The organism is Leptospira bourretii (assembly GCF_004770145.1).
Lineage (GTDB): Bacteria > Spirochaetota > Leptospiria > Leptospirales > Leptospiraceae > Leptospira_A > Leptospira_A bourretii.
Map to the genome: position 1 here is coordinate 1 of NZ_RQFW01000005.1, position 24,657 is coordinate 24,657.

At 38.9% G+C, this 24,657-nt stretch carries 24 protein-coding genes and 1 pseudogene; 11 read left to right on the forward strand and 14 right to left on the reverse strand.

What is annotated here, in order from left to right:
* A pseudogene (locus tag EHQ47_RS01605) lies at positions 1-283 on the reverse strand (energy transducer TonB family protein); the annotation flags it as partial.
* Between the two features lie 63 nt (positions 284-346).
* Between EHQ47_RS01605 and EHQ47_RS01610 the strand changes: the two are divergent.
* Together EHQ47_RS01610 and EHQ47_RS01615 are read left to right on the forward strand one after the other, a co-directional pair.
* Positions 347-1,747 carry a glycine--tRNA ligase gene (locus tag EHQ47_RS01610; protein ID WP_167483250.1) on the forward strand — a complete coding sequence of 467 codons (1,401 nt, stop codon included), beginning with the start codon at positions 347-349 and terminating at the stop codon, positions 1,745-1,747.
* Positions 1,748-2,215 carry a GNAT family N-acetyltransferase gene (locus tag EHQ47_RS01615; RefSeq protein WP_135749181.1) on the forward strand — a complete coding sequence of 156 codons (468 nt, stop codon included), beginning with the start codon at positions 1,748-1,750 and terminating at the stop codon, positions 2,213-2,215.
* 8 nt (positions 2,216-2,223) lie between these two features.
* Here the strand turns inward: EHQ47_RS01615 and EHQ47_RS01620 are convergent, their stop codons facing one another.
* Positions 2,224-3,861, reverse strand: coding sequence for a TPM domain-containing protein (locus EHQ47_RS01620; protein ID WP_135776422.1), 1,638 nt, complete (start codon positions 3,859-3,861; stop codon positions 2,224-2,226).
* A gap of 190 nt (positions 3,862-4,051) precedes the next feature.
* On the opposite strand from EHQ47_RS01620, the gene EHQ47_RS01625 reads away from it, so the two are divergent.
* The 4 genes from EHQ47_RS01625 to EHQ47_RS01640 all read left to right on the forward strand — a co-directional run bounded on the left by EHQ47_RS01625 (position 4,052) and on the right by EHQ47_RS01640 (position 8,037).
* Positions 4,052-4,978 (forward strand): esterase/lipase family protein, encoded by a 927-nt coding sequence (locus EHQ47_RS01625; protein WP_425269556.1) that lies wholly within the window; start codon positions 4,052-4,054, stop codon positions 4,976-4,978.
* 96 nt (positions 4,979-5,074) lie between these two features.
* The gene (locus EHQ47_RS01630) at positions 5,075-6,124 is read left to right on the forward strand and encodes a lipase secretion chaperone (protein ID WP_135749184.1); all 1,050 of its coding nucleotides are present in this window, start codon (positions 5,075-5,077) and stop codon (positions 6,122-6,124) included.
* Complete coding sequence (gene lnt, locus EHQ47_RS01635) at positions 6,093-7,715, forward strand: apolipoprotein N-acyltransferase (protein ID WP_135776424.1); 1,623 nt, start codon at positions 6,093-6,095, stop codon at positions 7,713-7,715. The genes EHQ47_RS01630 and lnt overlap by 32 nt, the downstream gene beginning before the upstream one ends.
* A 25-nt stretch (positions 7,716-7,740) precedes the next feature.
* Positions 7,741-8,037: a hypothetical protein gene (locus EHQ47_RS01640; RefSeq protein WP_004784493.1), complete on the forward strand. Its 297-nt coding sequence runs from the start codon at positions 7,741-7,743 to the stop codon at positions 8,035-8,037.
* Positions 8,038-8,140: 103 nt separating this feature from the next.
* Here the strand turns inward: EHQ47_RS01640 and EHQ47_RS01645 are convergent, their stop codons facing one another.
* On the reverse strand, positions 8,141-10,141 hold the full coding sequence (locus EHQ47_RS01645) for a helicase (RefSeq protein ID WP_135749186.1): 2,001 nt from the start codon (positions 10,139-10,141) through the stop codon (positions 8,141-8,143).
* Between the two features lie 115 nt (positions 10,142-10,256).
* Between EHQ47_RS01645 and EHQ47_RS01650 the strand changes: the two genes are divergently transcribed.
* From EHQ47_RS01650 to EHQ47_RS01665, 4 genes are read left to right on the forward strand one after another with little or no spacing between them, the layout of a single operon-like run.
* Positions 10,257-11,555 (forward strand): ABC1 kinase family protein, encoded by a 1,299-nt coding sequence (locus tag EHQ47_RS01650; protein WP_135776425.1) that lies wholly within the window; start codon positions 10,257-10,259, stop codon positions 11,553-11,555.
* Positions 11,556-11,564: 9 nt separating this feature from the next.
* Positions 11,565-11,804 carry a FeoA family protein gene (locus tag EHQ47_RS01655; RefSeq protein WP_135776426.1) on the forward strand — a complete coding sequence of 80 codons (240 nt, stop codon included), beginning with the start codon at positions 11,565-11,567 and terminating at the stop codon, positions 11,802-11,804.
* Positions 11,801-13,870, forward strand: a complete 2,070-nt coding sequence (feoB, locus tag EHQ47_RS01660) for a ferrous iron transport protein B (RefSeq protein ID WP_135776427.1) — start codon at positions 11,801-11,803, stop codon at positions 13,868-13,870. The genes EHQ47_RS01655 and feoB overlap by 4 nt, the downstream gene beginning before the upstream one ends.
* Before the next feature lie 30 nt (positions 13,871-13,900).
* Positions 13,901-14,893 carry an N-acetylneuraminate synthase family protein gene (locus EHQ47_RS01665; RefSeq protein WP_135776428.1) on the forward strand — a complete coding sequence of 331 codons (993 nt, stop codon included), beginning with the start codon at positions 13,901-13,903 and terminating at the stop codon, positions 14,891-14,893.
* 13 nt (positions 14,894-14,906) lie between these two features.
* Here EHQ47_RS01665 and EHQ47_RS01670 read toward each other — a convergent pair whose 3' ends face one another.
* The 10 genes from EHQ47_RS01670 to EHQ47_RS01710 form a co-directional block, all read right to left on the reverse strand.
* The gene (locus EHQ47_RS01670; RefSeq protein WP_135749190.1) at positions 14,907-16,139 is read right to left on the reverse strand and encodes a vitamin K epoxide reductase/DsbA family protein; all 1,233 of its coding nucleotides are present in this window, start codon (positions 16,137-16,139) and stop codon (positions 14,907-14,909) included.
* Positions 16,139-16,885 carry a 1-(5-phosphoribosyl)-5-[(5-phosphoribosylamino)methylideneamino]imidazole-4-carboxamide isomerase gene (gene hisA / locus EHQ47_RS01675; protein WP_135776429.1) on the reverse strand — a complete coding sequence of 249 codons (747 nt, stop codon included), beginning with the start codon at positions 16,883-16,885 and terminating at the stop codon, positions 16,139-16,141. The genes EHQ47_RS01670 and hisA overlap by 1 nt, the downstream gene beginning before the upstream one ends.
* Position 16,886: 1 nt before the next feature.
* Positions 16,887-17,513, reverse strand: a complete 627-nt coding sequence (gene hisH / locus EHQ47_RS01680; protein ID WP_135776430.1) for an imidazole glycerol phosphate synthase subunit HisH — start codon at positions 17,511-17,513, stop codon at positions 16,887-16,889.
* The gene (hisB, locus tag EHQ47_RS01685; protein WP_135749193.1) at positions 17,510-18,091 is read right to left on the reverse strand and encodes an imidazoleglycerol-phosphate dehydratase HisB; all 582 of its coding nucleotides are present in this window, start codon (positions 18,089-18,091) and stop codon (positions 17,510-17,512) included. The genes hisH and hisB overlap by 4 nt, the downstream gene beginning before the upstream one ends.
* 54 nt (positions 18,092-18,145) lie before the next feature.
* Complete coding sequence (locus tag EHQ47_RS19645) at positions 18,146-18,304, reverse strand: hypothetical protein (protein ID WP_167483251.1); 159 nt, start codon at positions 18,302-18,304, stop codon at positions 18,146-18,148.
* Between the two features lie 45 nt (positions 18,305-18,349).
* Positions 18,350-18,817, reverse strand: a complete 468-nt coding sequence (locus EHQ47_RS01690) for an LIC11177 family protein (RefSeq protein WP_135776431.1) — start codon at positions 18,815-18,817, stop codon at positions 18,350-18,352.
* A 49-nt stretch (positions 18,818-18,866) separates the two neighbouring features.
* Positions 18,867-19,814: a rhomboid family intramembrane serine protease gene (locus tag EHQ47_RS01695; protein ID WP_135749195.1), complete on the reverse strand. Its 948-nt coding sequence runs from the start codon at positions 19,812-19,814 to the stop codon at positions 18,867-18,869.
* Between the two features lie 180 nt (positions 19,815-19,994).
* A complete protein-coding gene (locus EHQ47_RS01700; protein WP_135697257.1) occupies positions 19,995-20,693 on the reverse strand; it encodes a Crp/Fnr family transcriptional regulator in 699 nt (232 codons plus the stop codon).
* Between the two features lie 65 nt (positions 20,694-20,758).
* The gene (locus EHQ47_RS01705) at positions 20,759-21,577 is read right to left on the reverse strand and encodes an enoyl-CoA hydratase/isomerase family protein (protein ID WP_135749196.1); all 819 of its coding nucleotides are present in this window, start codon (positions 21,575-21,577) and stop codon (positions 20,759-20,761) included.
* The gene (locus tag EHQ47_RS01710; RefSeq protein WP_100716446.1) at positions 21,561-22,088 is read right to left on the reverse strand and encodes a hypothetical protein; all 528 of its coding nucleotides are present in this window, start codon (positions 22,086-22,088) and stop codon (positions 21,561-21,563) included. The genes EHQ47_RS01705 and EHQ47_RS01710 overlap by 17 nt, the downstream gene beginning before the upstream one ends.
* Positions 22,089-22,180: 92 nt before the next feature.
* On the opposite strand from EHQ47_RS01710, the gene EHQ47_RS01715 reads away from it, so the two are divergent.
* Positions 22,181-23,470, forward strand: a complete 1,290-nt coding sequence (locus EHQ47_RS01715) for a PilZ domain-containing protein (protein WP_135776432.1) — start codon at positions 22,181-22,183, stop codon at positions 23,468-23,470.
* Here the strand turns inward: EHQ47_RS01715 and EHQ47_RS01720 are convergent.
* A complete protein-coding gene (locus EHQ47_RS01720; RefSeq protein ID WP_135749198.1) occupies positions 23,462-24,625 on the reverse strand; it encodes a tetratricopeptide repeat protein in 1,164 nt (387 codons plus the stop codon). The two genes, EHQ47_RS01715 and EHQ47_RS01720, sit on opposite strands and share 9 nt — an antisense overlap.
* Between the last annotated feature and the right edge of the window lie 32 nt (positions 24,626-24,657).

A 24,657-nucleotide genomic window follows, 5' to 3' on the forward strand; every position in this document is an offset into this window, starting at 1 on the left:
GCTGGAGGCCCCGAGAATCCTTTGCCAAAAATTCATTGATGACTGCCTCCCATTCGAGTCCCGACCTGTGCACAAGTTCGATGGGATAAAAAACAACCCAAGATAGGATATAAACGGCAATCACCGAGACAGCACGAAGGCGAAGGCGAAATTCTTTTGGAAACGCAAATAGGATGCCGAGCGCCAAAAATGGTCCAAGAGAAAAAAGAGGGGACATCCACAGGAAGAAGGTTAAGGATTTTTTAGCCCAGGGAGAGAGTTGTTTTGAATTTGCCGAATCCATTCTTTAGTCTTATCTCAAGGAAAATACTTTGAATTTTCATGGAAAACAAAAAATTTGGCGGATATGGCACAGCCGAAAGAGAAAGAAGAACAGTCGCTCAAACCCATAGTCGCAGTCTCCAAAAGAAGGGGATTTGTTTTCCCAGGTTCCGAAATTTACGGAGGCCTTTCCAATACCTTTGACTATGGTCCGAATGGAATTGAAGTATTAAACAATCTAAAACGACTTTGGTGGGAATACTTTGTGCACAGACGGGACGACGTTTTGGGCCTTGATTCCTCCATCCTCCTCCACCCGCGTGTTTGGGAGGCTTCTGGCCATATTTCCAACTTCAACGATCCCTTAATGGACTGTAAAAAATGCAAAACTCGCGTGCGAGTGGATAAATTTTTAGAAGATAAGGAAGGCGAAGGTGCTGCCACTGGAAAAAGTTTAGAAGAACTCACAAACACCATCAGGGACAAAGCATATGCCTGCCCCACTTGCGGAACTGTGGGAAGTTTTACTGATGCCCGCCAATTCAATTTGATGTTCAAAACTTCTCATGGGGCTTCGGAAGAAGGTGCGACAGACATTTACCTTCGCCCAGAAACCGCCCAAGGGATCTTTATCAATTTCAAAAACGTAACCCAAATTGCTCGGAAAAAAGTTCCGTTCGGAATCGCACAAATTGGAAAGTCTTTTCGAAATGAAATCATGGCTCGCCAATTTATCTTTAGAACCCGCGAGTTCGAACAGATGGAGATGGAGTTTTTCTGCGAACCAGGCACTCAAAAAGAATGGTTCAAGTATTGGGTGGACTACTGTATGGACTGGCTTGTGAATGTGGTCGGCTTAAAAAAAGAAAACCTACGTGTCCGCGAACATGAAAAGGAAGAACTTTCTTTTTATAGTGATTCCACAAGTGATATCGAATACAAATACCCGTTTGGTTGGGGAGAACTTTGGGGTGTGGCTTCAAGGACTGATTATGACCTCACCCAACATGAAAAGTTTTCTTCAGAAGACTTAAAATACCATGATTTGGATCAGAAGAAAAAATACCTTCCTTATGTCGTAGAACCTGCCCTTGGATTGAACCGTCTCTTCTTGGCAGTGTTATGTGATGCTTACGAAGAAGAAAAGTTAGAAAAAGACGACATTCGCACTGTCTTAAGATTCGGAAAACGAGTGAGCCCTATGAAAGTGGCGATCTTTCCTCTGATGAAAAAGGACGGACTCGATGCCAAAGCCAAAGAAATTTATACTGACCTTCGCAACCATTGGTATGTAGACTACGATGAAAGTGGAGCCATTGGAAAAAGATACCGCCGTCACGACGAAATTGGAACTCCATTTTGTATCACAGTGGATTACGATACCATGAATGATGGAACCGTTACCATTCGGGAAAGAGATTCCATGAAACAAGAAAGGATTGCAGTCTCAGAAATCAAATCTTACCTCATAAACAGAATGGTATAGGTGATTCGAGATTTAACAGAATCTGATAGAAACCAAACCATCGAACTCGTAAATCAGTTTTACCGAAAAGTAAACGAACTCGAGTTAGATGGTTTGTTCCACATACGCCCCCGCGCTGCAACCAAATTCACAGACATTTATTTCAAACTGATTGGCACTGGAAAAGTCTATATGCGTGGGTTTTTCGAAGACCAAGAGCTTGTTTCTTTACTCATTGGTCGAGTGGAAGAAAAACCTCACTTAGAAGAAGAAAGAAGTCTATTCATTGATTTGGCCGTCACCAAACTTGGGAAAAAGAAAAAAGGATATATGTCTGCACTTTTAAACGATGTAGACCTTTGGTGCAAAGAAAAATCCATTCCGGCAATTGAACTTCGGGCCATTTTACAGAACAAAGAAGCTGTAGAATTCTGGGACAAATCTTCTTTTGAAAGATTTTATATTCGTTACCGCAAACGCGTGGAATAAACGAATTTTTACCAACTTCCTGAACTCCCCCCACCACCAAAACCACCACCGCCACCTCCCGAGGAACTAGAGGAACTGTATCCACTGGAAGATGAGTAGGATGAGGAAGAACTAGACCCATAACGACTAGAAGAGGAGTACGATCCACTTCCCGATTCATTGGCGACTACATAAAGAAAATGGAGAACCAGTAAGGCACCATAAGAAAATAAAAAGATAAAACCAATTCTACTTTCAGAGTATCCCAAAAAACTATGAAAAGAAAAACCCAGAGTCCAAACGAAAGCAATGAACGCATATTTGAGAAAACGATATTTCCAGGAACTAACTTCTATGGATTTTGTTAGGATAAAACCACCGACCAAACAAAGGAACCACTGAAACCAAATGACCATGATTTCTAGATTGTAAGTTTTGGTATTTTCTCCTGTTCCCGGTAAATAAATTACAAAACCAGCAATGAGACACAACCAAAGGACAATGACGATAAAAAAATGAACGGGTTTAAAATGAAACGATTGGAACCCCAACCCATAAATGGAAAATAAAATAAGACCTTGGTAAAATAAGATATAAACCATTCTTTCCCCATTCCCAATAGAAAAAATGGTAAAAGCAAAAGTTAAAAACGAAATGATATGCAAAAACAATCCCTTCGGACTCATCCCCCAACCTTTGGCAATTTGATTGAATTTTTTTGTGATGACATCATCCGAAAAAATTTTAATCGCAAATGAAAGGAATCCAATGATTCCAAAAACCCAATACAAAACTTGAAAATCTGTTTTGAAAGTAAGGTGTAAAAAAGGAATCCAAAACAGGATCGAAAGAAAAGAGTATAAATAGGAAAGTGGAGTCCAAATTCCATAAAGCAGATATAAATTACCTGCGATTAGTCCTAAACAGAAAAAATAAAACAAAGCGTCGGGGAAAAAATACCAAAGGCAAATAAACACAACAAGGCCATACAAAACTTCTAACCATTTTTTACCTTTAAAGAACTTGTTTTCATTTAGTACAAAATAAATAATCCAAGTGAAAATTAAAATTCCAAATGCAAAAGCGATGTTTTTTGGAGTCGATTCATTTGATAAAGCCATCCCAATCCCTTCAGGGTAATCAGATGATAATGCTGAATTATTTTCTTGGTTTCCATATAGAATGGTTTCGATTGCGCGAACTCCTGCCATGAGCCCAATCGCCATTTCTCCTTTTTTAAACTCAGGAATCATTACATTCCGAATGATCCGATTACACAAAACATCGGTTAAAGTTTCTTCCAAACCATAACCTACTTCGATACGAACCTTACGATCTCCTGTAGATAGTAAAACCAAAACACCATTGTCTTTGCCCTTTTGTCCCAACTGCGATTTTTCTGCTACAGCAAGAGAATAGGATTCTAGGTTTTCACCTTCTAAACTTGGGATGATATAAACATACACTTGTGCCGATGTTTTTGTTTCTATCCCCGAAAGAATGTTCTGGATCTGGCTTTGGTTCCCTAGAGACAAAATCCCCACTTCATCCGTGAGATGGTTGGTTAAGACTCTAACCTCTTTTGCCAACAAACGTTGGGAAAATAACGAAGAGATAAAAAAACAACCAATCCCAAGGAAGATCCAAATCTTACGGGTGAATTTCATGCGGAAGAAATTAACAACGATTTCAGGCTTTGACAAGAAGAGTTTTTGAAAACATGTGTTTATAACTAAAGATGTTCAATTTAGTCCAAACCTTCCATTTTTTTCGAATCTGTAGCAAAAATATCCTTGCCCCAAATAAGGCAAATTGACACAGTTTTATCTTAGAAAATTCAGAGGTGAAATATTTATGATTCGTAAAGGTCTTTTAGCCATTCTTGTTACATTTGCGCTGGCAACTCCCGTTCTCGCTAGTTCCGGTTCTTCTTCCAAACCACTTGCAGGCACTTATCCCATTATCCTTTCTCATGGTCTTTTTGGCTGGGGCGAAAACTCCGGTGGAATCATCAGCATCGTCAACTACTGGGGTGGAACAGATGATTACCTCAGAAGCCAAGGCGCAACCGTATTTGCTCCAGGAAAAACGGCAGCCAACTCCAACGAAGTGCGAGCTCAGGAACTAAAAGCAGCCATTCTAACTTACGCAGCGGCAACAAACTACACAGGAAAATTCCATATCCTCGGTCACTCCCAAGGTGGACTCGATAGCCGTTATATGGTTTCTAACCTAGGACTTTCTGGTCGCACAGCAACTCTCACAACCCTCAACACACCTCACTACGGATCTCCAATTGCTGACATCGTGAAAACAGTTCTTCCTAGTTGGATCCAACCATTCGTTGCAAGTGTTGTAGAAACTCTTGTGAAACTTGTTTATGGTGGAACCAACCAACAAAATGCTTTGGCGGCTTTGGCTTCACTTTCCAAAGAAGGACTCACTGCGTTTAACGGATACACTCCTAACAAATCGGGTGTGAAATATTTCTCTTACGGATCTTCTATCACTATTCCTGACCTCATCCAACACCCTCTTATGGGAATCCTTCACCCTGCTTGTGGGGCTGGTGGACTTTTCCAAGGACAAGGGTTTACAAACGATGGACTTGTTCCACTTTCTTCACAAAAATGGGGAACTTGGAAAGGTGGACCTTCTTATGGAATCTTCACAACCGGAATTGACCATTTACAAGTATCCAACACTCTCCGTTCTGGAAGTCTATGGTATGATGTTGAAGGATTCTACATGAATATGGCTTCTAACATGAAGGCAAATCAGTAATTCACTCTCGAAGTTTTTTTCAGAAAACCCAAGTTTTGACTTGGGTTTTTTTGTTTCCAGAAGTTTCATCCATCCTTTACTACGATACCATCTCCCATGAATGTTAAAAATTTACGTTACCTTAGTTATGCCATTGGCGCCCTTCTTCTTATCTATGTTGCCTTTCGAATCTTCTCACCAAGTGAGTTAGAAACCACAAATGAAGAAAATCCAAATGACAAAGCAGAATCCTATTTTCGAACCCAAAGTGACGGATTTTCTGTGGACCCATTCTATTTAGAATCAGCAAAAACAATTTTTTCTGCCGATGGACAGTTCCTTCGTTTTGAAGAAATATTGGCACGAGCAAAATCGGGAGAGTTGAATTTAGTTTCCGAACTTTGGAACTTACGTAGGCAATGCCCAGAAGGGAGTACCCGCGAACAATGCCACGAATACATCAAAGCTTTTCTCCAAAACGAATATGGAGGAGAAGAAGCAAAACGATTGGTTACGATGCTTTCCAATTATTTAAAATACGAAGAAGCTATGGTGCATTTGGATCCTTCCAGTAAATCTTATACCAACCAAGAACGATATGAACAAATCAAACAACTTCGTCGAAAGTATTTTGCGAAAGAAGATGCAGAACTCATATTCGGACTAGAAGAAGCCACTGCGGATTTTAGTTTTAATAGAAAGAACTTTTTAGATGAAACCAAAAATCTAAAAGCAGACGAAAGAATTCGTTTGTATGAAGATTATCGGAAAAAATCTTTTGGAGCATTTTACAATGCGGTTGAAGCAAGGGAACCTAAGTTTGATAAGTTCGAAACAGAAATGGACTTAAGACAAATTGAACTTTCTAAATTGTCTAGTTCAGATCGGGAAACCAAAGAAAAAGAAGTTCGAATTCGTTATTTTGGGAAGGACGGAAACGAAAGGATGGAAAAGGTTTTAAAGGAGATGAAAGAAGAAGAAGAAAAAATTTCGAAACTCCAAGTGGATGAGAAAAACCTAATAAAAAACTATCCTAATCTTTCTGAATCTGAACGTGAAAAAAAACTAATGGACCTTCGCATCCAAACTTTGGGAAGCAAGGAACTCGCCGAGGAATACACAAGAAGAATGGAATATGAGAAAACACTCAAAAATTCCGGAAATTAGATACCCAATCCTTTTACTTTTTCCAGTCGCAATTCTCTTTGCGCTGGCCTTAGAACCCTTCGGACTTACCTCTGCGGGGTTTCTTTGTATCTTTCTATTACTTTACTTCACCAAACAACTAACAAAAATTTCTAGTTGGAAAGATACCTTTTATGCCACAATTTTGTTTTCCTCACTTGTGACATTGACAAGTTTTTATTGGATTTGGAATGCTGTTCGCAATATTTCTGGCCAAGGGATTCTAATCTCCACTTTTCTCTTTTTGGTTTATGCACTTCTTTCTTTTTATAAGATAGGAATTGTTTTTTTTGGATCCGTTTTTTTAACCAAACATCGCAACATCAAGGACAGTCATTTATTTTTATTTGTCCTTCCTTCTTTATTTTTAATTTCTGATTGGATTTGCCCAATGGTATTTCCTGTGTATTGGGGTGATTTGTTTCGCAACCAAATCCTTTGGCGCCAAATGGCAAGGTTTGGGATTGAAGTTTTGGGTTTTGTTTCTGTGATCTCGGCCTCCCTTCTCTATTTGATGCTTTTAAAATCTACCAAGGGAGTAAAAAGTTATCTTCCTTATCTATTCCCCATTTTTTGTTTTTTTTCGATCAATCTCTATTTTCTTGCAGAAACCATACCCCAGGGTCCAACCATCCACCTCGCTTTACTACAACCAAACACTCCTTATGCGAAGAGAGAAATTCAGGAAAACCAAGATTGGATGACAAAAACCATTCAATCCGTTTATGATATAGGACTTGAGGCCATTCATAATTCTCCAAAACCCATTGATTTGTTAGTGATGCCAGAATCATCGATTCCCTTTTTGGGTACTCTAAATTCAGAAGATCACAATTCAACATATAGCAAAAGTTTTGTGGATATTACAACAAGTTTGGTTCGAATCGGCAATACCCCACTCGCCTTTAATGAATTAGTTTGGGACCAAGGTTCAAGGAATTCACTCACACTCCTCCATCCTTTGTCCCTTACATCTGAAAGAAGGTACAAACAAGTATTATTACCCTTTGGAGAGTATCTACCAGGGGAAAAAGAATTTCCTTGGTTACGAACCATATTCCCGGAAACAAGCCGTCACGTTCCAGGGAATTTAACAGATGCTTTGGGGTTTCAAACAAAAACGGGTGAAACCGTTACATTCAGTCCGCTCATTTGTTATGAAGTCCTTTATCCTGAATTTGTTCGAAAGATAGTCAATCATTCTCCTTCCGAGTTCATTCTGAACCTTACCAATGATTCCTGGTTCGAAAGTTTAACGGAAACCAAACAACATGCGGGCGCAGGAAGGCTTCGGTCCATAGAATCGGGAAGGCCCGTGGTTCGTGTTGCAGTCACAGGGCTCACCACTGCCTTTGATCCATGGGGAAGAGAGATGATGGGTGATTTACAAACATTCCAAAAAGCCATCGGTTACCTAGATTTACCAACAGTGACCAAGGAGAGATCTACGCCTTATCTCCAATTCGGCCCAAGTCCTTGTCGAATCCTGGCCCTTTTTCTAATATTTTTGGTTTTTTTCCGCAGTCCACCTCAGTTACTCCCTCATAAAAAGAAAAATGAAATTGAAATTTAGGTAAGGAAAGAAAGGCTATTCGAATATGGAATGGGAAAAAATACTTCGCGATGCGGTGAAAGAAAACTCAATTAAGGAATTGTATCTCCGAAAGGTACCTTCCTTAAAGACCTGCGAAGATTGGAATAAGGTCATGGAAGTGGGAATGGTAGACCACAAAACCAAGTATGCTTATTATAAGGGTGGGCTTGTTAAATACGGTGAAAGATTGTTCTTTGTCACTCAAGAACGTTTGGATGCCGTCTCTCCGTTTCGTAAATGGGATTTTAAAAACAAAATCAAAGTGACTGACCCAGAACTCGCTGCGGGCGAAAAAAAATAACCATCAAAAACCAGGCCTGAAGTCATTCATTTCAAGCCATATGTACATAAAAAAAGACCAACAAACGTTGGTCTTTTTTTATTGGATCTTTAGATTTTTTAAACTAACGATTCAATCGAATGATCATGTTTAATTTTTCTGCAATGGCAATGACTTCCATCACCTTCGACTTTTCGATGATGATTCCCGTCGGGCTTACTTCTTCCAAAACAAATTTTTTCCCTTTGATTTGACCAAGTAGAAGTTCCATCACTTGTGAGTCTTTCGTTCTAAGGAGAACGGAATCTTCTGTAATGGTAACAATTGGCAAGTTGTTACCCCAATCATCCAATAAAAAGAGTAAGTTCTGTGCGAGATCCGCTTTTGAAGACTCTCTTAAAAAATGAATAAATGTTTCTTTGTCATAACCGAGAAGAATTCCCAATTGGAAACTATCCTTGGTAAGTAAAAAAGTATAAACGCGATCGTAATCTTTTAACTCGCAGAAAGCTTTTAACAAATGAATCCCATGTAAAGACACTCGATCAGGGAAAGCAATGATCGAGAAGTCTGGGTTGATGGTGATTCCACCTTTTTCTGTCGCTGTCACCAAAGCTTCGTGGTTGAAGTAATGAGCACCAAGCTCCGAAAGGCTTAGGTTTCGTTGTGGGTATTCCACTTCGATTAGGCCAAATAGTTGTAAGTAAAAAATAGCAGAAATGATTTCTTTTCGTAAGTCTGCCAAATCTTCTTCATACGTTTTGATTTGGAAGGTTGGAGAAAAAACCAAATGGTCACGAATGATATGAGAAAAAATCACAGAGGTATTGATCTTTCCATGTGCCATAATGAGTTTTACAGTTTTATCCAAAATTCCTTTTTCGTAGAACGGAACTTCGGTGGCAGTAAACACTTCAGGAGGATTTAGACGACGTGTTCTTGCTTCATTGACTTCATGAATCACAAGTTTCATGATTTCAAAGATGTCTTTCTTTAAAAACTCATCGGTTTCTTGAATGAGAATGACATTTTCACCTTTGATATCCACATATCCCAATAGTTTTAGGATAGGAAGGATGAGTTCAATTTGATACACCTGACTTTTTTCAGAGAAAATTTCTATATCAGGAGATAAAAGCTCAGTTTCAGTTCTTTTATGGTCTGCCTGTTTGATTTTTCCTGATTTTGCAAGGTTCAAACCTTTACGTGAAATATAAGAAATGAGTTTTTTAACGTTTAAGAAAAAGTCGAGTCCATTGGCAGAAATTTTTTCCTGACGTACTCTTGTTCCTTTTTTTACAGGAGGTAAAATAGGAGCGAACTGCAAATGATCCAAAATTTCTTTCGGAATGACAATGACCCGAATGAATTTATCTTCTACATAATATAAATCACGAACAAGATAAAGTGATGTTAGGTGAGGAATAGTTTGTTCGAACTTACCACGATTGACTGTGATGTAGTTACGGATTGTATCCGCTTCAATCACACCACCATGAATGTAAATTTGATGGAGAATGTCTTTATCAAAATCAGAAAGCCCTTCGATTAACTTTTGAAGGAATTCTTGTTCTAAGGCATTCTTTAAGAAGGTTTCAATGTGTTCGCCTTTTTTGGCACCAACTGCTTCTTTCCATTCTTCAGGGAGTTCAGCAAGAGTTGATTTGTGTAAAGCCTTCTCAATGGAGAATTTGAATTTCTCTCCCTTAGGATTTGTTTCCACCTTGATGAGTTTTAAATATTCATCATATGTATGGTATTTATCTAAGTTGTTGGTAAGACGTTCTCGGTTTTTTCTTTGGTAAAGAAGGTAGTATTTTCTAAGAACATTGAGTTCCATCTCCACGTTAATGGGTGGAATGTTGACCTTTCTTGAAATTTCACCGAGGGTCATGACCCCTTTGTTTTTTAAAATGGATGTCAGAATATTGACTTGGAGGGGGGTGAATTTTTCCAGAACCCCTTTGAGGTAAAATTCGTTCTGGAAAATCTCCATGAGACCTAAAATGGTCGATTTTTTGTCCTTTCCCGGGATCTTTTGGATGTTCCAAAGGCTGGCGATTTTTTTGATCTCGTTAAGATCGAGTTTCTCTAACTCTTGGTACAGGACGGTTTCTTGGCTCATGGGTGCGATTTGATAAGTTTTTGGTCGGGACCTATTCCTGCAACTCTATTTCAATTGCAGGATCGAAAGGGATTTTCTCGTTTCCAATCCCGATTTAGGTCTTAAACTAGGGCGTATGGATTCCCTTTCTGAAATCGTTTCTTTTGGTTGGCAATCAAGCCTACGAGTCGCCCATTCCAGTTTTGTCTTCACTTCGAAAGCCTTTGGGATCCTGGCCCAACTTGCCAAAGGAGAACCGAACCACAGAGAAATTGCCATCACTCTCAGGGAGGCGTTTTCCCATCTAGGGGCAACCTATATCAAGTTAGGGCAGTTCATTGCGAGCGCCCCTTCCCTTTTCCCCAAAGAATATGTGGAAGAGATGCAGGCTTGTTTGGACTCCGTACGACCCGTGGCCTTTCGGGACATTCGATCTTCCGTAGAACGGGAATTGGGTGGGAAACTCGAAAATTTATTCCATAGTTTTGAGGAAACTCCCCTAGCCTCCGCATCCATTGCCCAAGTGCATGCTGCGGTAACCAAAGAAGGTTTGGATGTGGTTGTAAAAGTCCAAAGGCCTGATGTCCACCTAACATTAAAAACTGACATGCAAATTCTTGGAATCCTAACTAAAATTTTAGAATTCATTGCTCCCGATTTTAAAAAATCAGGGCTTACAGCGATGTTCGAAGAATTTCAAATTTCTATCTTACAGGAAATCGATTTTATCCAAGAAGCCAAAAACATCGAAGAGTTTGAAGATTATCTTTTGCGAGCCAAAGAGTCAAGAGCACGAGTTCCTAGAGTGTATCATACTCTTTCTTCCAAAAAAGTTTTAACAATGGAACGGTTCTACGGAGTTCCTATCACGGATGAAGTTGGCCTTCGCAAATTCACAAACAACCCAAGAAAGATTCTAAGTGATGCTTTGGAAATTTGGTTTTCTTCTTTATCCAACCAAGGTTTCTTTCATGCAGATGTCCATGCTGGAAATTTAATGATTCTAAAAGATGGAACCATCGGTTTTATTGACTTTGGTATTGTGGGGAGAATTTCTCCGAAAATTTGGAAAGGTTTGATGTTATTCACACAAGGAATTGGAATCGGCGAACCAACGTTAGTGGCACAAGGATTGGTCGAAATGGATTCAACCAATAGCGGAGTCAATCCGACTGTCCTTGCAAAAGAACTAGATTCAGTTTTTAATGAGTTAGAATCAGTTTATGTCCATTTGACCGATAATGAGATGTTTGACGAATCTAGGGTAAATCGAATCATGTACGACATGAAGGAAATTGCAGAAAAAAATGGATTAAAAATTCCGAGAGAATTTGCCCTTCTCATGAAACAGATGTTATATTTTGATAGATATGTTAAGTCAATCGCACCAGAAATCAATTTATTCCGTGATTCACAAAAATTTGCAATTTCCTAAAAGATACCAATGACTATACAAGATTTAAAAATCGGTGAGACAGCAGAGATTGTTTCACTGAATTCACAAAAACTCCCCAAACCAATGGTGACAGAGTTATTGGAACTCGGATTTTTTCCTGGAGCCGAAATCACACTCCAAAATAAATCGCTCTTACTTGGGAAGATGGTCTGCAATTTGAGTGGGACCACCATCGCATTAAGAATTGATGATGGGAAAGCAATCGAAATCAAACTGAAACAAACATGAAAGACAAACGAATTTATTTAGTTGGAAATCCCAACTGCGGGAAATCTACTTTATTCAACCAACTCACTGGTCTCAAACAAAAAACAGGAAACTTCAGTGGTGTCACTGTAGAAAAAAGAGAAGGGACTTTGGTATTAGACCAGTCGGAATGGACCATCACCGATTTACCAGGAACATACGGTCTTGGTGGGATTGCCGAAGACAAAAAAATTGCTTACGAAGTATTACTTTCAAGAAAACCAGATGAACAAGTGATCTATGTTTTGGATGCTTTAAATCTAGAAAGAGGCCTCCAGTTTTTATTACAAATCATCGACATGGGTGTTCCAACACTTGTTGTTCTAACTATGAAAGATGTGTTGGAGAAAAAAAGAATCCAACTGGATTTAGAAAAACTAAAAAAAGCCATTGGGCTCCAATTTGTTTTGGTCAACGCAAAATCAGGTGAAGGCATTGATGTTTTAAAAGAAGTTTTAAAAGATCCGAGTCAATTTCGAAAATGCCCTAGGTTATGGACATGGGGAGCCAAAGAAGAATCGTTTTTAAAATCAACAAAACAAAAATTAGGAATCAATACCAACGAAGCAGAATTCTTTTTATCACAATCATTAAAATATCTTAACAAAGATCCTAATTTAAGTGAAGAACGTTATTTTGTTAAATTTCCTGATGAAACAAAAAATTGGTTACGATCCGAAGTGGAAGGCAAAGGGTATTCCTTTTTTTACCAAGAAGAAATGATCTACCGCTCTTTTTTCATTAAAAAAGTTTTGGTCGATGTGATTACCTATCCTAAAACCATTCCTGGAAGTTGGGAAGAAAAATTAGATCGAGTGCTATTACATCCTGTCCTTGGTTTTGTTTGTTTTTTTCTTTTGATGGGATTTTTATTTCAAAGTTTATTTAGTTTTGCTGAACTTCCGATGGATTTAATTGAATCCGGTATCGCAAACTTACAGTTGTTTGTTGAAAGTTTCCTAAGCGAAGGTCTTTTAAAATCTTTAATTTCAGAAGGAATCATTGGCGGTGTGGGAAGTGTGATTGTATTCATCCCACAGATTGCCCTACTCTTTTTATTTATTGGGATCTTAGAAGAATCCGGATATTTAGCACGTGCTAGTTTTTTAATGGATCGAATCATGGGTAAGTTTGGATTGTCAGGGAAATCTTTTATTCCACTGCTCTCTTCTGCCGCTTGTGCCGTTCCCGCTATCCTTGGGACTAGAACGATCGAAAACAAATCAGACCGTTTTACAACGATTATGGTATCTCCTCTTATCATGTGTTCTGCCAGATACCCAGTTTACATTTTAATTGTAGGAACAGTTTTTAGTTTTCCCCCTGTGTTTGGAATATTTAATATCCAAGGGTTTGTATTGTTTTCGATGTTTTTTCTCGGAATGATAACAAGTTTTGGGTTTGCTTTTCTTTTCCGCAAAACAGTATTCAAAGAAGATTCTTCTTATTTTGTAATGGAACTTCCTAGATACAATGTCCCTTCTATGAAAAGTTTATTCCATACCGTATATGGGAAGGTAAAATCATTTTTATCCACAGCCGGCCAAATCATTTTATACATTTCCGTTTTGCTTTGGTTTCTAAGCCACTTCCCAGCAGAGTATAAAGACCAAAAGTGGAACACAAGCCCAATTGAATCTTCTTATATTGGAACCATAGGGAAGGTGATGGAACCAACAATTGAACCACTGGGGTTTGATTGGAAAATTGGTATTTCTATCCTAACTTCTTTTGCCGCAAGGGAAGTAATGGTTTCCACCTTAGCAGTGCTATATGGTTCTGAAGAAAACGAAGAAGGTGAATCGCTCCGATCGACGCTTCGCACGGAAAAAAGAGCAAATGGATCGCTTGTTTGGACACCACTTTCTGGTTTGTCACTCTTAGTATTTTTTGCTTTTGCAAGCCAATGTATGTCAACACTTGCGGTCACAAAAAAAGAAACTGGCACGATCTTATGGCCAATCGTTCAGTTTTTATATATGACCATCCTTGCTTTCACTGCATCCTTTCTAATTTTTCAGTTGGGAAAAATTCTAGGATTTGCATAAACTGCCGACAATCAATGAAAGAGGAAAAACTTGGATTTTCACATTGGAACAAAAACTCTTACCAGAAAATCTGCACCCTATCTTGTTGCAGAAATTGGACTCAACCATAACGCAGACCTTGAAATCGGCAAACGAACCATTGCGAAAGCAAAAGAGTCGGGAGCCCATGCGGTCAAATTCCAAACCTACCGAACAGAAGAATTCATAGATAGTTCCAATCCCGATGTTAAATTTCTTTTTGACATCTTCAAACAATACGAATTAAACGAATCCCAACATAAAGAATTTCAAAGAACGGCACTGGATCTAGGGCTTGATTTTTTTTCCACCCCACTTTCTCTGTCCGCTGTTGATTTGTTATGTGGGCTCGATGTTCCTGTATTAAAAATTGCCTCTGGTGATATTGTTAATTTACCTTTGCTGAATCAATGCATCCAGTCTGGAAAACCTTTGATTGTGTCCACTGGTGCCGCTTTGCCAGAAGAAGTAACAAGGGCCATTTCTCTTTTTCAAAAACACCAAACAGAGATTTGTTTACTCCATTGTGTTTCAATGTATCCCACGCCACTAAACAAAGTAAACCTTCAGTCGATTCCATTTTATTTGGACACAACAGACTATGTTGTGGGTTTTAGCGATCATTCAGATGGAACCTTGGCTTCGTCGGTGGCATGTGGACTTGGTGCAGTTGTTTTTGAAAAACATTTTACCTTGGACCGAAATTTAGAAGGTCCCGATCACGGAATTTCTATGGATCCAATAATGTTTTCAAAATTGGCAAATGATTTACAACAAAGTTTTGAGATGGGTGGGGTGTATGGAAAAAACACACATCCAGAAGAAACAGGTGGTTGGTTTTACGGAAGAAGATCCCTCTATAAAAAAGGAAATTCTATTCTTAGTTTAAGGCCTGCTCTACACACAAAAGACAGTTTTGTTTTGGATTCTTGGGAGTTAAACCGAGTAGGAGATCCTTCTCTTTTACCAGAAGGACCTGTTCGCTTGGCACCTAAGTCTAAATAGGTGCCTTTTGCAATTACATCTTTTGGATGATTTGTTCGAGAAGTGTTTTTAGAAAAATTGGATTAGGAGTTCCACTTTCGATTCTTCTGTCATTCACATAAAGAGAAGGAGTTGATTGGATATTTAACTTTTCTGCTTCATCAATCTCTGCGTTCAATTGGTTTTGTGCTTCTTTAGAAGCCATGCATGCTTTCAAAGAATTAACATTAAGTCCGATAGAATTTGCTAAATTGACAACACTGGATCCAGAGTGAGCCACACCCTTTTCTAAGTTATCATAGAGACCACGATACATTGGCTCAAATTTACCTTGTTTATCCGCACAAATGGCGGCAATGGCTGCAACGCAAGAAGATGCATCTGGCCTTGGTTGTTGCATGAGGCGGTTACAAGTCCCATCCAAAGGAAAGTTTTTATAAACAACACGAACCATTCCATCATACTCAGAAAGAACTGTATGTAAGATATGGCTTGTATGAAGACAATGACCACAGTTGTAATCTGCATATTTAACAATTGTGATTGGAGCATCTTTTTTACCAATCGAAGGAGAACCGGTAACATTGATTCCGAGAGTGGGTTCTTTGAAATAAGTGGCAATTTTAGATTGGATTTCTGCTGAATCCATTCCTCTTGAAGTTGCAAGTGTATTGGAACTTGCTTTGCTCACCCACATTTTGCTTGTGGCAAAACCTAAAGAAAAACTAAAAAAATAAACAAGACCCAGAGTCGTGATCCCTTCTTTTAATGCCACTGGAACATCCAGTTTTGGTTTTCCTTCTGTTTTCCAAAGTAAATACAAAATACCAAGGAGGGCAATGGTGACAATGTAAGTCACAAAACAAAGTTGGCAAATGGTTCCAATGATTCCGACTGAAATCCCAAAAAGGATTAAATCAAATAAAAGTCCTAAAACCAAAACAGGGAATAAAAGAGAAATGAATTTAGAAACTTCTTCATTCGATTTTGCTTTTGTAACCAAAAAGAAAGAATACGTTAGTAATCCGTAAAACCCAAACCCCAGTAAGGCAATGGGAACATTTCCCAAAAAGGGAACTCCCGGGATTGCAGAATAAGAACTTTCTGCTACTTTTAAACAAGAGTCACCACCACCTAGCGCGGAACATGCGGAATTGGCAATATTATCGCTTCCAATGCCAAAGTATTCAATTGCCAATAGGAAAGAGACAATGAGTCCGATAACTCCACCGACCACTCCTGCTAATGCTAAATTCTTACGATTCATCAATTTTCATTCCTCTTCTTACTTAGAATCCTGATACTTTCTTTTAGGTCTAATTTTCCTTCATAAATGGCTTTTCCCGTAATGGCCCCAAAAAGTTTTCCTTTGGAAACATCATACAAATTTACCAAGTCTTCGATGGAAGAAACTCCACCCGAAGCTACCAGTTGTAAATCGGGAAACTCTGCTAACAACTCCAAATAAACGGCCGTATTGGGTCCAGCCATCATCCCATCTTTGGATATATCTGTAAAAATCACATGCCGGATACCCATAACATACATTGTTTTTAAAAAGTCAGTGTATTTGATACCAGAGTTGGTTTCCCAACCTTTTGTGCGAACATAGCCGTCTTTTGCATCCACGCCGATCACGATCCGATTAGGACCGTAGGTTTTCAATCCCTGTTCAACCACCGATGGGTCTTCTACTGCCACAGTTCCCAAAATAAACCGAGACACGCCTAAACCATCATAAAACTTCATGTTCTCTAAAGAACGAATCCCACCACCAAGCTCCAGTTCAACGGAACAGTTGTCTTTGATTTTACGGATGGCTTTTTCATTTTCTGACTTACCGGTTTTGGCTGCATTTAAGTCAACAATGTGAATGAGAGTGGCACCTTGTTCTTCAAAGACTTTGATCATTTTTTCCGGTTCAGAAGAATAAACAGTCTTTTTAGAATAATCCCCTTGGAGGAGTCGCACAGCTTCGTTTTCTAAAAGATCAATTGCAGGTAATACTAACATATTAAAGTTCTATAAAATTTTTGAGGATTCCGAGTCCTGTTGTATCCGATTTTTCGGGATGAAATTGAGTTCCAAAGATAGTTTCTTTTTCTACCACTGCCGGGAAAGATTCCCCATAGTAATGGCAGTTAGCCGTAATATCCAAACGATCCACTCCAACTGGTCTATAGGAATGAATAAAATACATAAAGGATTCATTCGGAATTCCTTTTAGCAGTTTTGTATTTTTGGCCTTGATATCAAATAATTTGTTCCATCCCATATGAGGGACTTTTAAGTTTTGTTTCCCTTCGAACTTCCTAATTTTACCTCGAATGAATCCGAGACCTGGAATGGTTGCACCCGGTTTAGAAGTTTCATCCGAATCTTCAAATAACACTTGATAGCCGATACAAATTCCAAACAAAGGTTTTTTTGCGTTCACGTGGTCTTTTAAAACAGAAGAGAACCCAGCTTCATTTAAGTTCTGCATGGCTTTATCAAAATGCCCGTCACCAGGCAAAATGATTTTATCTGCTTTTTTTACTGTTTCGAGATCACTTGTGAATTGAAAATCTTTGGTATAAAGTGAAACGGCTTTCAGTAAGGAATGGATATTCCCCATTCCAAAATCTAAAACAACAATCACTCCAACATCCCTTTTGTAGAAGGAATTTGATCCTTTGTTATTGAGTCAATTGTTATGGCTTGCCGTAATGCCTTACCAAGTCCCTTAAAGATAGACTCATGGATGTGGTGGCGGTTTTCACCGTAGTGTACGACTACGTGTAAATTCATCTTAGCATTGAGGGCAAATTTTTGAAGGAACTCAAGCGATAGTTCAGCGTCATAAATCCCAAATTTTCCGTCCATCGGAGGTCCGGTGTATTTGAAATAAAAACGTCCGCCGAGATCCACGGCCACAGTCGTTAATACTTCATCCATAGGCAAAGTAAAATGTCCGTACCGAAAAATTCCTTTTTTATCACCTAACTGAGTATGGATCATTTGACCCATGAGAATGGCAGTGTCTTCCACTGAATGGTGGCAATCGATCCCAATGTCTCCTCTGAGCTTTAGGTCCATATCAATGAGCCCATGTTTGGAGATATGGGAGAGCATATGCTCAAAAAACGGGATTTCTGTATCAAACTTGTAAACACCCGTACCACGGACGTTTAGGTCCAGTCGGATGTCTGTCTCGGATGTCTTTCTTGATTCCACCATATTCCTAGCATGTTTGGTAGAAAACCCAGGTGTCAAGAGAGAATGTGGGGAGGTTTAGGAAGCGAGGCCAAGAACCCCGGCTAAATCATACCCAACAAAAACCCAAAAAAGATAAACCATTGCGACAAGCGAAAAAATAAGAATGCGTTTCCAATGTTCTGGCAAAGAAGTCCCTCTATGAGAACCAACAATTGGCAGGAGAAAACTTCTCATGTTTTAGGGAATTCCTATGGGTTAGAGAAAGATTGTTATAAAAGTTTATTTTCCGAATCGTTGGTTGAACATTCGGACAAGTTCCGAAATAGAGTCTTCCACATATTTGAAATGTTTGGGTTTCATTGGATCCAGAGGCATCATATCATGGATTTTTTTATAACGATCAAAGGATTCGCGAATGTATTCTAAATACTTTTGGCTTGTGATTCCGTAACGTTTGAATAATGATTCGTTTTCTTGGAACATTCGTTTGAAATCTTCTGCATAAGTTCCATCATTCAAAAAATAAAACCGTAAATCCGTTTTGGCCTGAGAAAAAGCAATATCGATATTAGTGATAAATTTGGATGATTTGGCTGGTTCTGCGGTTTCCGGGCTCTGTGCTGACAATTTAGCGGCCGCTTGTTCGATCGCTTTTTGTTCAGAAACACGTTTTTCTTTTTCAAATTCTTTGGCTAATTTTTCGCGTTTGAGAACCTCTTCTACGGAGGATTTCTTTTCTACAGGCATATTTTCATTATCCCCACCAAGTGAGTCTGTCAAGGAATTAGACGAAAAATTATTCTTTTGCCTTACGAAGCGCACAATTTGCTAACCATTCACAACGCAAACAGATCGGATCCTCGGTGTTATACGTAGAAGGAGGACAAATATTTGCGTTTGCCACTTGCAATCCTTGTAAATAATTTATTACCGAATCATTATCTTTTTTAGAATCAATCTGTTTCAAAACATTTTCGTTTATTTTTTTTTGGTCAAGGAAGAGGTCCTCAACGACCGCAGGTTTGGTTTTTTGTTGGATTTTGGATTCTCTCGGTGCTTCCCATTCCAATCCCGGGATGTATGGCAAACTCCCTGGTTTGATTTGTTTTTGGAAAATTTTATAGAGAAGTAAAGCCGTGAGAGCTCCACCCAAATGGCAAGTATTGGAAATGGCACCATTTCCTAATTGGGAAATTAAGTATCCAATGACAAGAGAAACCCAAACGGCATTTTTTGCTTTTACAGGGAAAATAAATAATAAGAGTTCTGCGTTAGGATAAAAAATTCCAAACAGTGCGAGTAATCCAAATAAGGCCCCGGATGCACCAATGGTTTGAGTGGTCATTGATTCTAAAAAAGGAAGATTGCCACCTAATATCTCATTTAAATAAGCAGAAAGAACCACAAAAATTCCCGCTCCAATTTGTGAGGCAAAGTATAAAATGGTAAATTTTGTTTTGCCAATGATGGGGATGATATTAGTTCCCAACATATACATACCATACATATTCACTAACAAGTGAAAAGGGATAAGATCCACTGCATGTAAAAACCCATAGGTAAACACTTGCCAAACCGCACCACCTAACACGAAATCAGGCGTTAAACCAAATCGATAAATTAACTGTTGGTTTGCAAAGTATTGTAGAAAAAAAATAAGACAATTGATGATGAGAATTACATTCAGGGGATGAAGGATGGGATTCCCAAATAAACTAGGACTCTGGCCTCGATTTCTAGACATGTAACTTCCAGAATCTAGATGGCTTAGAAAGAAACAAGGGAAATAAAAAAAGGGGGAATCCTTTCGGAAGCCCCCCGGGAGTGACTTAAGGTAAAATCAGGCAACAGACCCTACCTTGATTATCAATCATTTCTACCATCGGAATTCCGAGGTGGGGGCTTAATAGATTCAGGAAAAAATTTAGGCGATTTTTGAAAGGGAATACAAAGCTTCTCTGTTCAGAATATCAATGCGGTTTTTGTCCACAGAAATGAATTCTCTGGCTTTGAGGTCAGAAAGAGCCCGGACCAACGTCTCTGTTTTGGTTCCAATGAATGTGGCGAGGACGTCACGAGTGACTTTGAGTTCTACTTGGTTTTTTCGACCTTGGGCATTGTCTAAAACAATTAGGATTTCTGCTAGTTTTTCATGGACTTGTTTGGTTCCAAGAGAAACTACATGTTCTTCCATCTCTTGCCATTCCTTAGCCATCTGTTTGAAGACTTCTTTTTGGAAGTTGATATCATCTTTTACAAGAGCATCTATAAGGTCGCCGGTGATGTAACATGCGTGGGTGTCTTCGACCGCTACGACATTGTGATGGGAAACTGAATCAGAAATACAATCGCGAAACCCAACCCAGTCCCCAGGGCCACTGAGTCGTAACGTTTGTTCCTTTCCACTGGCAAGTTGGACGTAACTTCTGACAAGACCTGATTTGATGAAGAAAAAACCCGCAGCCTTTTCACCAGCAGAAACAAGATGTTTTCCTCTAGGGAAGACAGTGAAGTCCTTACCTGCGTTGATCCTTTCTATGGTCTCATGCGCAGCGCAATGCAGGACATTGTGATTTTTATAATCACAAGCAAAACAATCGGGATTGAGTGGAAGATCCGCCATTCAGCTTCGATGTAACCTCTTGAAAAATCCTTGTCGAGCCATAATTTAGAAACCTTCTAAATTTTTTATTTGCCGGTGAATTTTGGTTCCCGCTTTTCTAAGATACTTTTGATCGTCTCTTTAAAGTCGTCCGAAATAAAGTTCCGCGCCTGGGATTCTGCTTCTTTTTTTAGGGCAGAATCCAACTGTTTCCAGGAGTATAAATTTCGCTTTAACTCCTGTAAGGCGAGAGGTGCAGCCTTTGACAAAGACAAAGCAAGTTCCATTGCCCGGTCATACACTTCTTTTTTGGGAACACTGTCTAATGCAAGTCCACAAGACTTAGCAAACTTACCATCAAAAGTTTCACCAGTCAGTAAAAGCCGGCCTCCCAAACTTTTTCCTAGGAGTTCAGGGGAAAGGAAACTAGATCCCATTCCAGGATGGATTCCTAGTCTGACAAAATTAAAAGAATACTTCCCTTCCTCTGCAAAAATTCTTAAGTCACATCCAAAGGTTAAAGAAAGACCAGCACCAATCGCATGGCCATTCACAGCTGCAATGACAGGGACCGGGAGTTTGCGAACAGATAAAAAGAAACCATAGAATTTCCTCATATCACGCCTGTTTTGCGAGAATGACTTTTCAGAAAAGGATCTTAATAAATTTAAGTCTCCACCTGCACAAAACACATCGTTTCGTCCGGAAATGATCACCGCTCTTGGAAGGACTTTTTCTTTTTTAATGGAATGAATGAGGTCTGCGAACTCTTCCCCCATTTTCCAAGTCATAGAATTGCGGGAAGTGGGATTGTTTAGGAAGATGGAAACAATCTTTCCATCTTCAGTATCACGGGATTCAATTTCTAGGAATTCATACTCTTTGGTTTCAAATCGCGATTTCATCTATCTGAAAGGATTCGTACCAGGCTTTATCTTGTAAAGATAAAGGTTTATTCCCGATCTCCATATTTTCAAAGTAATTGAGTAAAATTTCTAGGTGTTGGCTTTCCTGATCTTGGTTGGGGAGAAGAGAATCAATCCCTTTGCTTACCAAAACTTCTGCTCTAATTTTATCTTTATAATGATCTGGTTTTCCGCTGAAGATCAAATGTGCAGAGATTAAATCAAAACGAATGGTATCAACGATTCTTCGCAGAGAGTCCTCTGATTCTAGGAAATAACGAGAAGCCACTTCCGTTTGGAAGTAATCACTCCAAGTGATAAGGTCAGGCAAAGACCCAGTGCGTTCCAAAATTTTCTTTTGGGTTTCTTCGTCAGTATATAGGGAACCCGCAAACCTTTCCACAATGGCGTACAATTCGGTCAGAATGGCTAATTTCTCCGGACTGAGGAGTCCTTGGCGGATCATTGGCAAAAGTTCAGGATTGACTTGTTTTGGGAGAGTGAGTTCCATATACTTCCCATTTCGGCGAATTCTGTCGTTTCCCGTTACTTTTTCCTCAGGAGAAAATCGATTTTCACTCTTAGAAAATCGATAATTTTAGTATGGCAATTGGAAGAACCGATTCGATGCAGGAACTCATAACGATTTTAGAATCGTTATTTGAAGAAACCATCATTGGGTCCGATGTCAACATAGTCAAACACCTCTTTTATTACCTAAAGGCCGATAACAGGGAATTCGAATTCATCTACGAAGAAGACACACTCATTGCCGCAGTGGAAGAAATAGAATCCCATACGGTCACTTTGATGATTCCCGATTTAGTGGAACAAGGTTCTAGACGAGCCCGGGTTCGTTTTGAAGTGATGAACATCAACTACCAGTTTGAAGTAGTCATTCTTGACATCCAAAAAGATAAAACGGTAATCAAAACTCCTACTGAGTTACAATCATACCAACTCAGAACCAACAAACGAATTCCTGTAGATGATTTGTTTATGAACTTTATCATTTTATTTAGAAGTTTAACTGGTGGTTCGAGAGAAGTGGGGAAAAACCTATACGCCGAAAGTCGTTTCCCTCACCTAATGAAAGAAGTACGAAAGGATAGGCCAGATAGCAAACTCATCAATGTGATGTTAACCGAGGCAATCGAACGAATTTCCAAAGATTATGAAATTCATTTTTTTCAACCAGACGAAAAACTAAACGAATACGATGACTTTGTTAAAAAAACCATCCTAAGAACTGGAAAATCCATTTATATCTCCGATTGTAATCGAATCACTTCCTATATCAATGATCCTGGGGATGATGTTCTTTTTAATTATTTTAACGAATACAAAGAAATGACAAAGGAATTCGGTGAAGAATTTGCTTTAGAATACTTTGAGTCCATGCGCAAACACGAATCACGAAACTTTTATGTTTCTTATGTGATCACACCCATTCGTCTTTATGAAGATGTTGTTGGTTTTATTAAAGTTTATTCTACTGCGATGGAACGATTCACCATCTCACATAACCAAGCTGTTTATATTTTCGAACTTGCCGAAATCATTAGTTATGTATTCACAAAAATTGCCATCCAACATGGTAGTTATGAAACCATGCAATCAACAACAAAAGTTGTGGATATTTCTCTCGATGGTCTTCTCTTTGAAATTTATGACAAACGATTGTTTCAATATTTAAAACGTCACAATATCATTAAAATGTTTATCCCTTTAAATAAGGAACGAACAATGATCATCCGAGGTGAGATCATTCGATTTTTAGATAAAGGCGATCATTACCACCTTGGGGTAAACTATTTCAGTTCTGCCCCAGATGATATGTTGTATTTGGAATCGTATTTATTTGAGAAGAGTATGAAAATTTTGTCAGAATGATCCTGACTGTTTTTCAGCAAGTCTAATGGCATTCAAAAGATCTTCCGACAAAGTGGTTTCTCCAGTGTAGTAAAGACGTAGCAGCTTTCCATGTTCTACCAGTTTGTTTCGGTAATCGGTTTCTTTGACAGAACCCCGAGTTTCTTTCCATTTTAGATTATAAAATTCGCAAGCAAGTTTATGGAGGTAATAATCTGATTTTCTAAGAGCATAAGCCTTTTGTAAATATTCTTCCGAACGTTCTGACCACTCTTCTCTTTTTTTACGACCATCTACACCAGTATCGGCCATATTCGAATGCAATAGATTGAGAAAGGAAGTTTCAAAACTATAAAGCCAAACTTCATAATTTTTTGGATAAAGATTACGCGCTTCTTTTGCCACTTGTGGCATCAGATCCAATTGTTTTTTGTTTTCTTTCCCTTCTACTTTAAAATAAAAAGTTAAAAATCGTAAATAATCGACCAGGAATAACAACCTTTCTTGTGCATTGGAAAATCGTTCCCTATTTTTCCAAGCCATCGAATATTCAAATGCAGTAGATACGTATCCTTCCCCGTCTTTCCAATGTGCTTTCCCGAGCGCATAATGCGAATCAGGTGAACCTTGGTCAAGAGAAACTGAATGTTTATACATTCGAAGGGCTTCTTCCATTTGCCCTTTGGCAAAATAATGGTCACCTTTCTTTTTGGCCATAAAGGCTTCATCGTATTTTGTGGTATCAAGTAACCTTGCGGCTGTTACAGGGCGATCTTCAATGAGTCGCAAATACCCTTCCCCACGAACTTGCCATCCAAAAAAAGTAGTTTGATAAACAGATTTCACCGTGATCATTCCCACAATGTTACCATCACGAAATGTTTTGTGGTCTTGGTTCTTTTCTAATAAATACAAAGTTTGACCCACACGAATTCCTTTTGGGTCAGCCACTTTGATTGTCACAGTATCTGGTCTTGTGTCCACTTCCAATTCTTGAGAAAGTGTATCCACTTCATAATAACTGGCTTTTTCAATTCCCACAACCTCTCCCACAACAATCATCCGAAGTGGGTCAAGCGACGCCTGGCTACGGAATGCAAAGGCCAACCGATCGGAAGACGATTGGGCAAAAGTTGCTGTAACAAACAAAATACAGAGGAGGAAGGAACGAAACATCTGGTTTAAAGATCGGCCAAAAGAGAATCTTT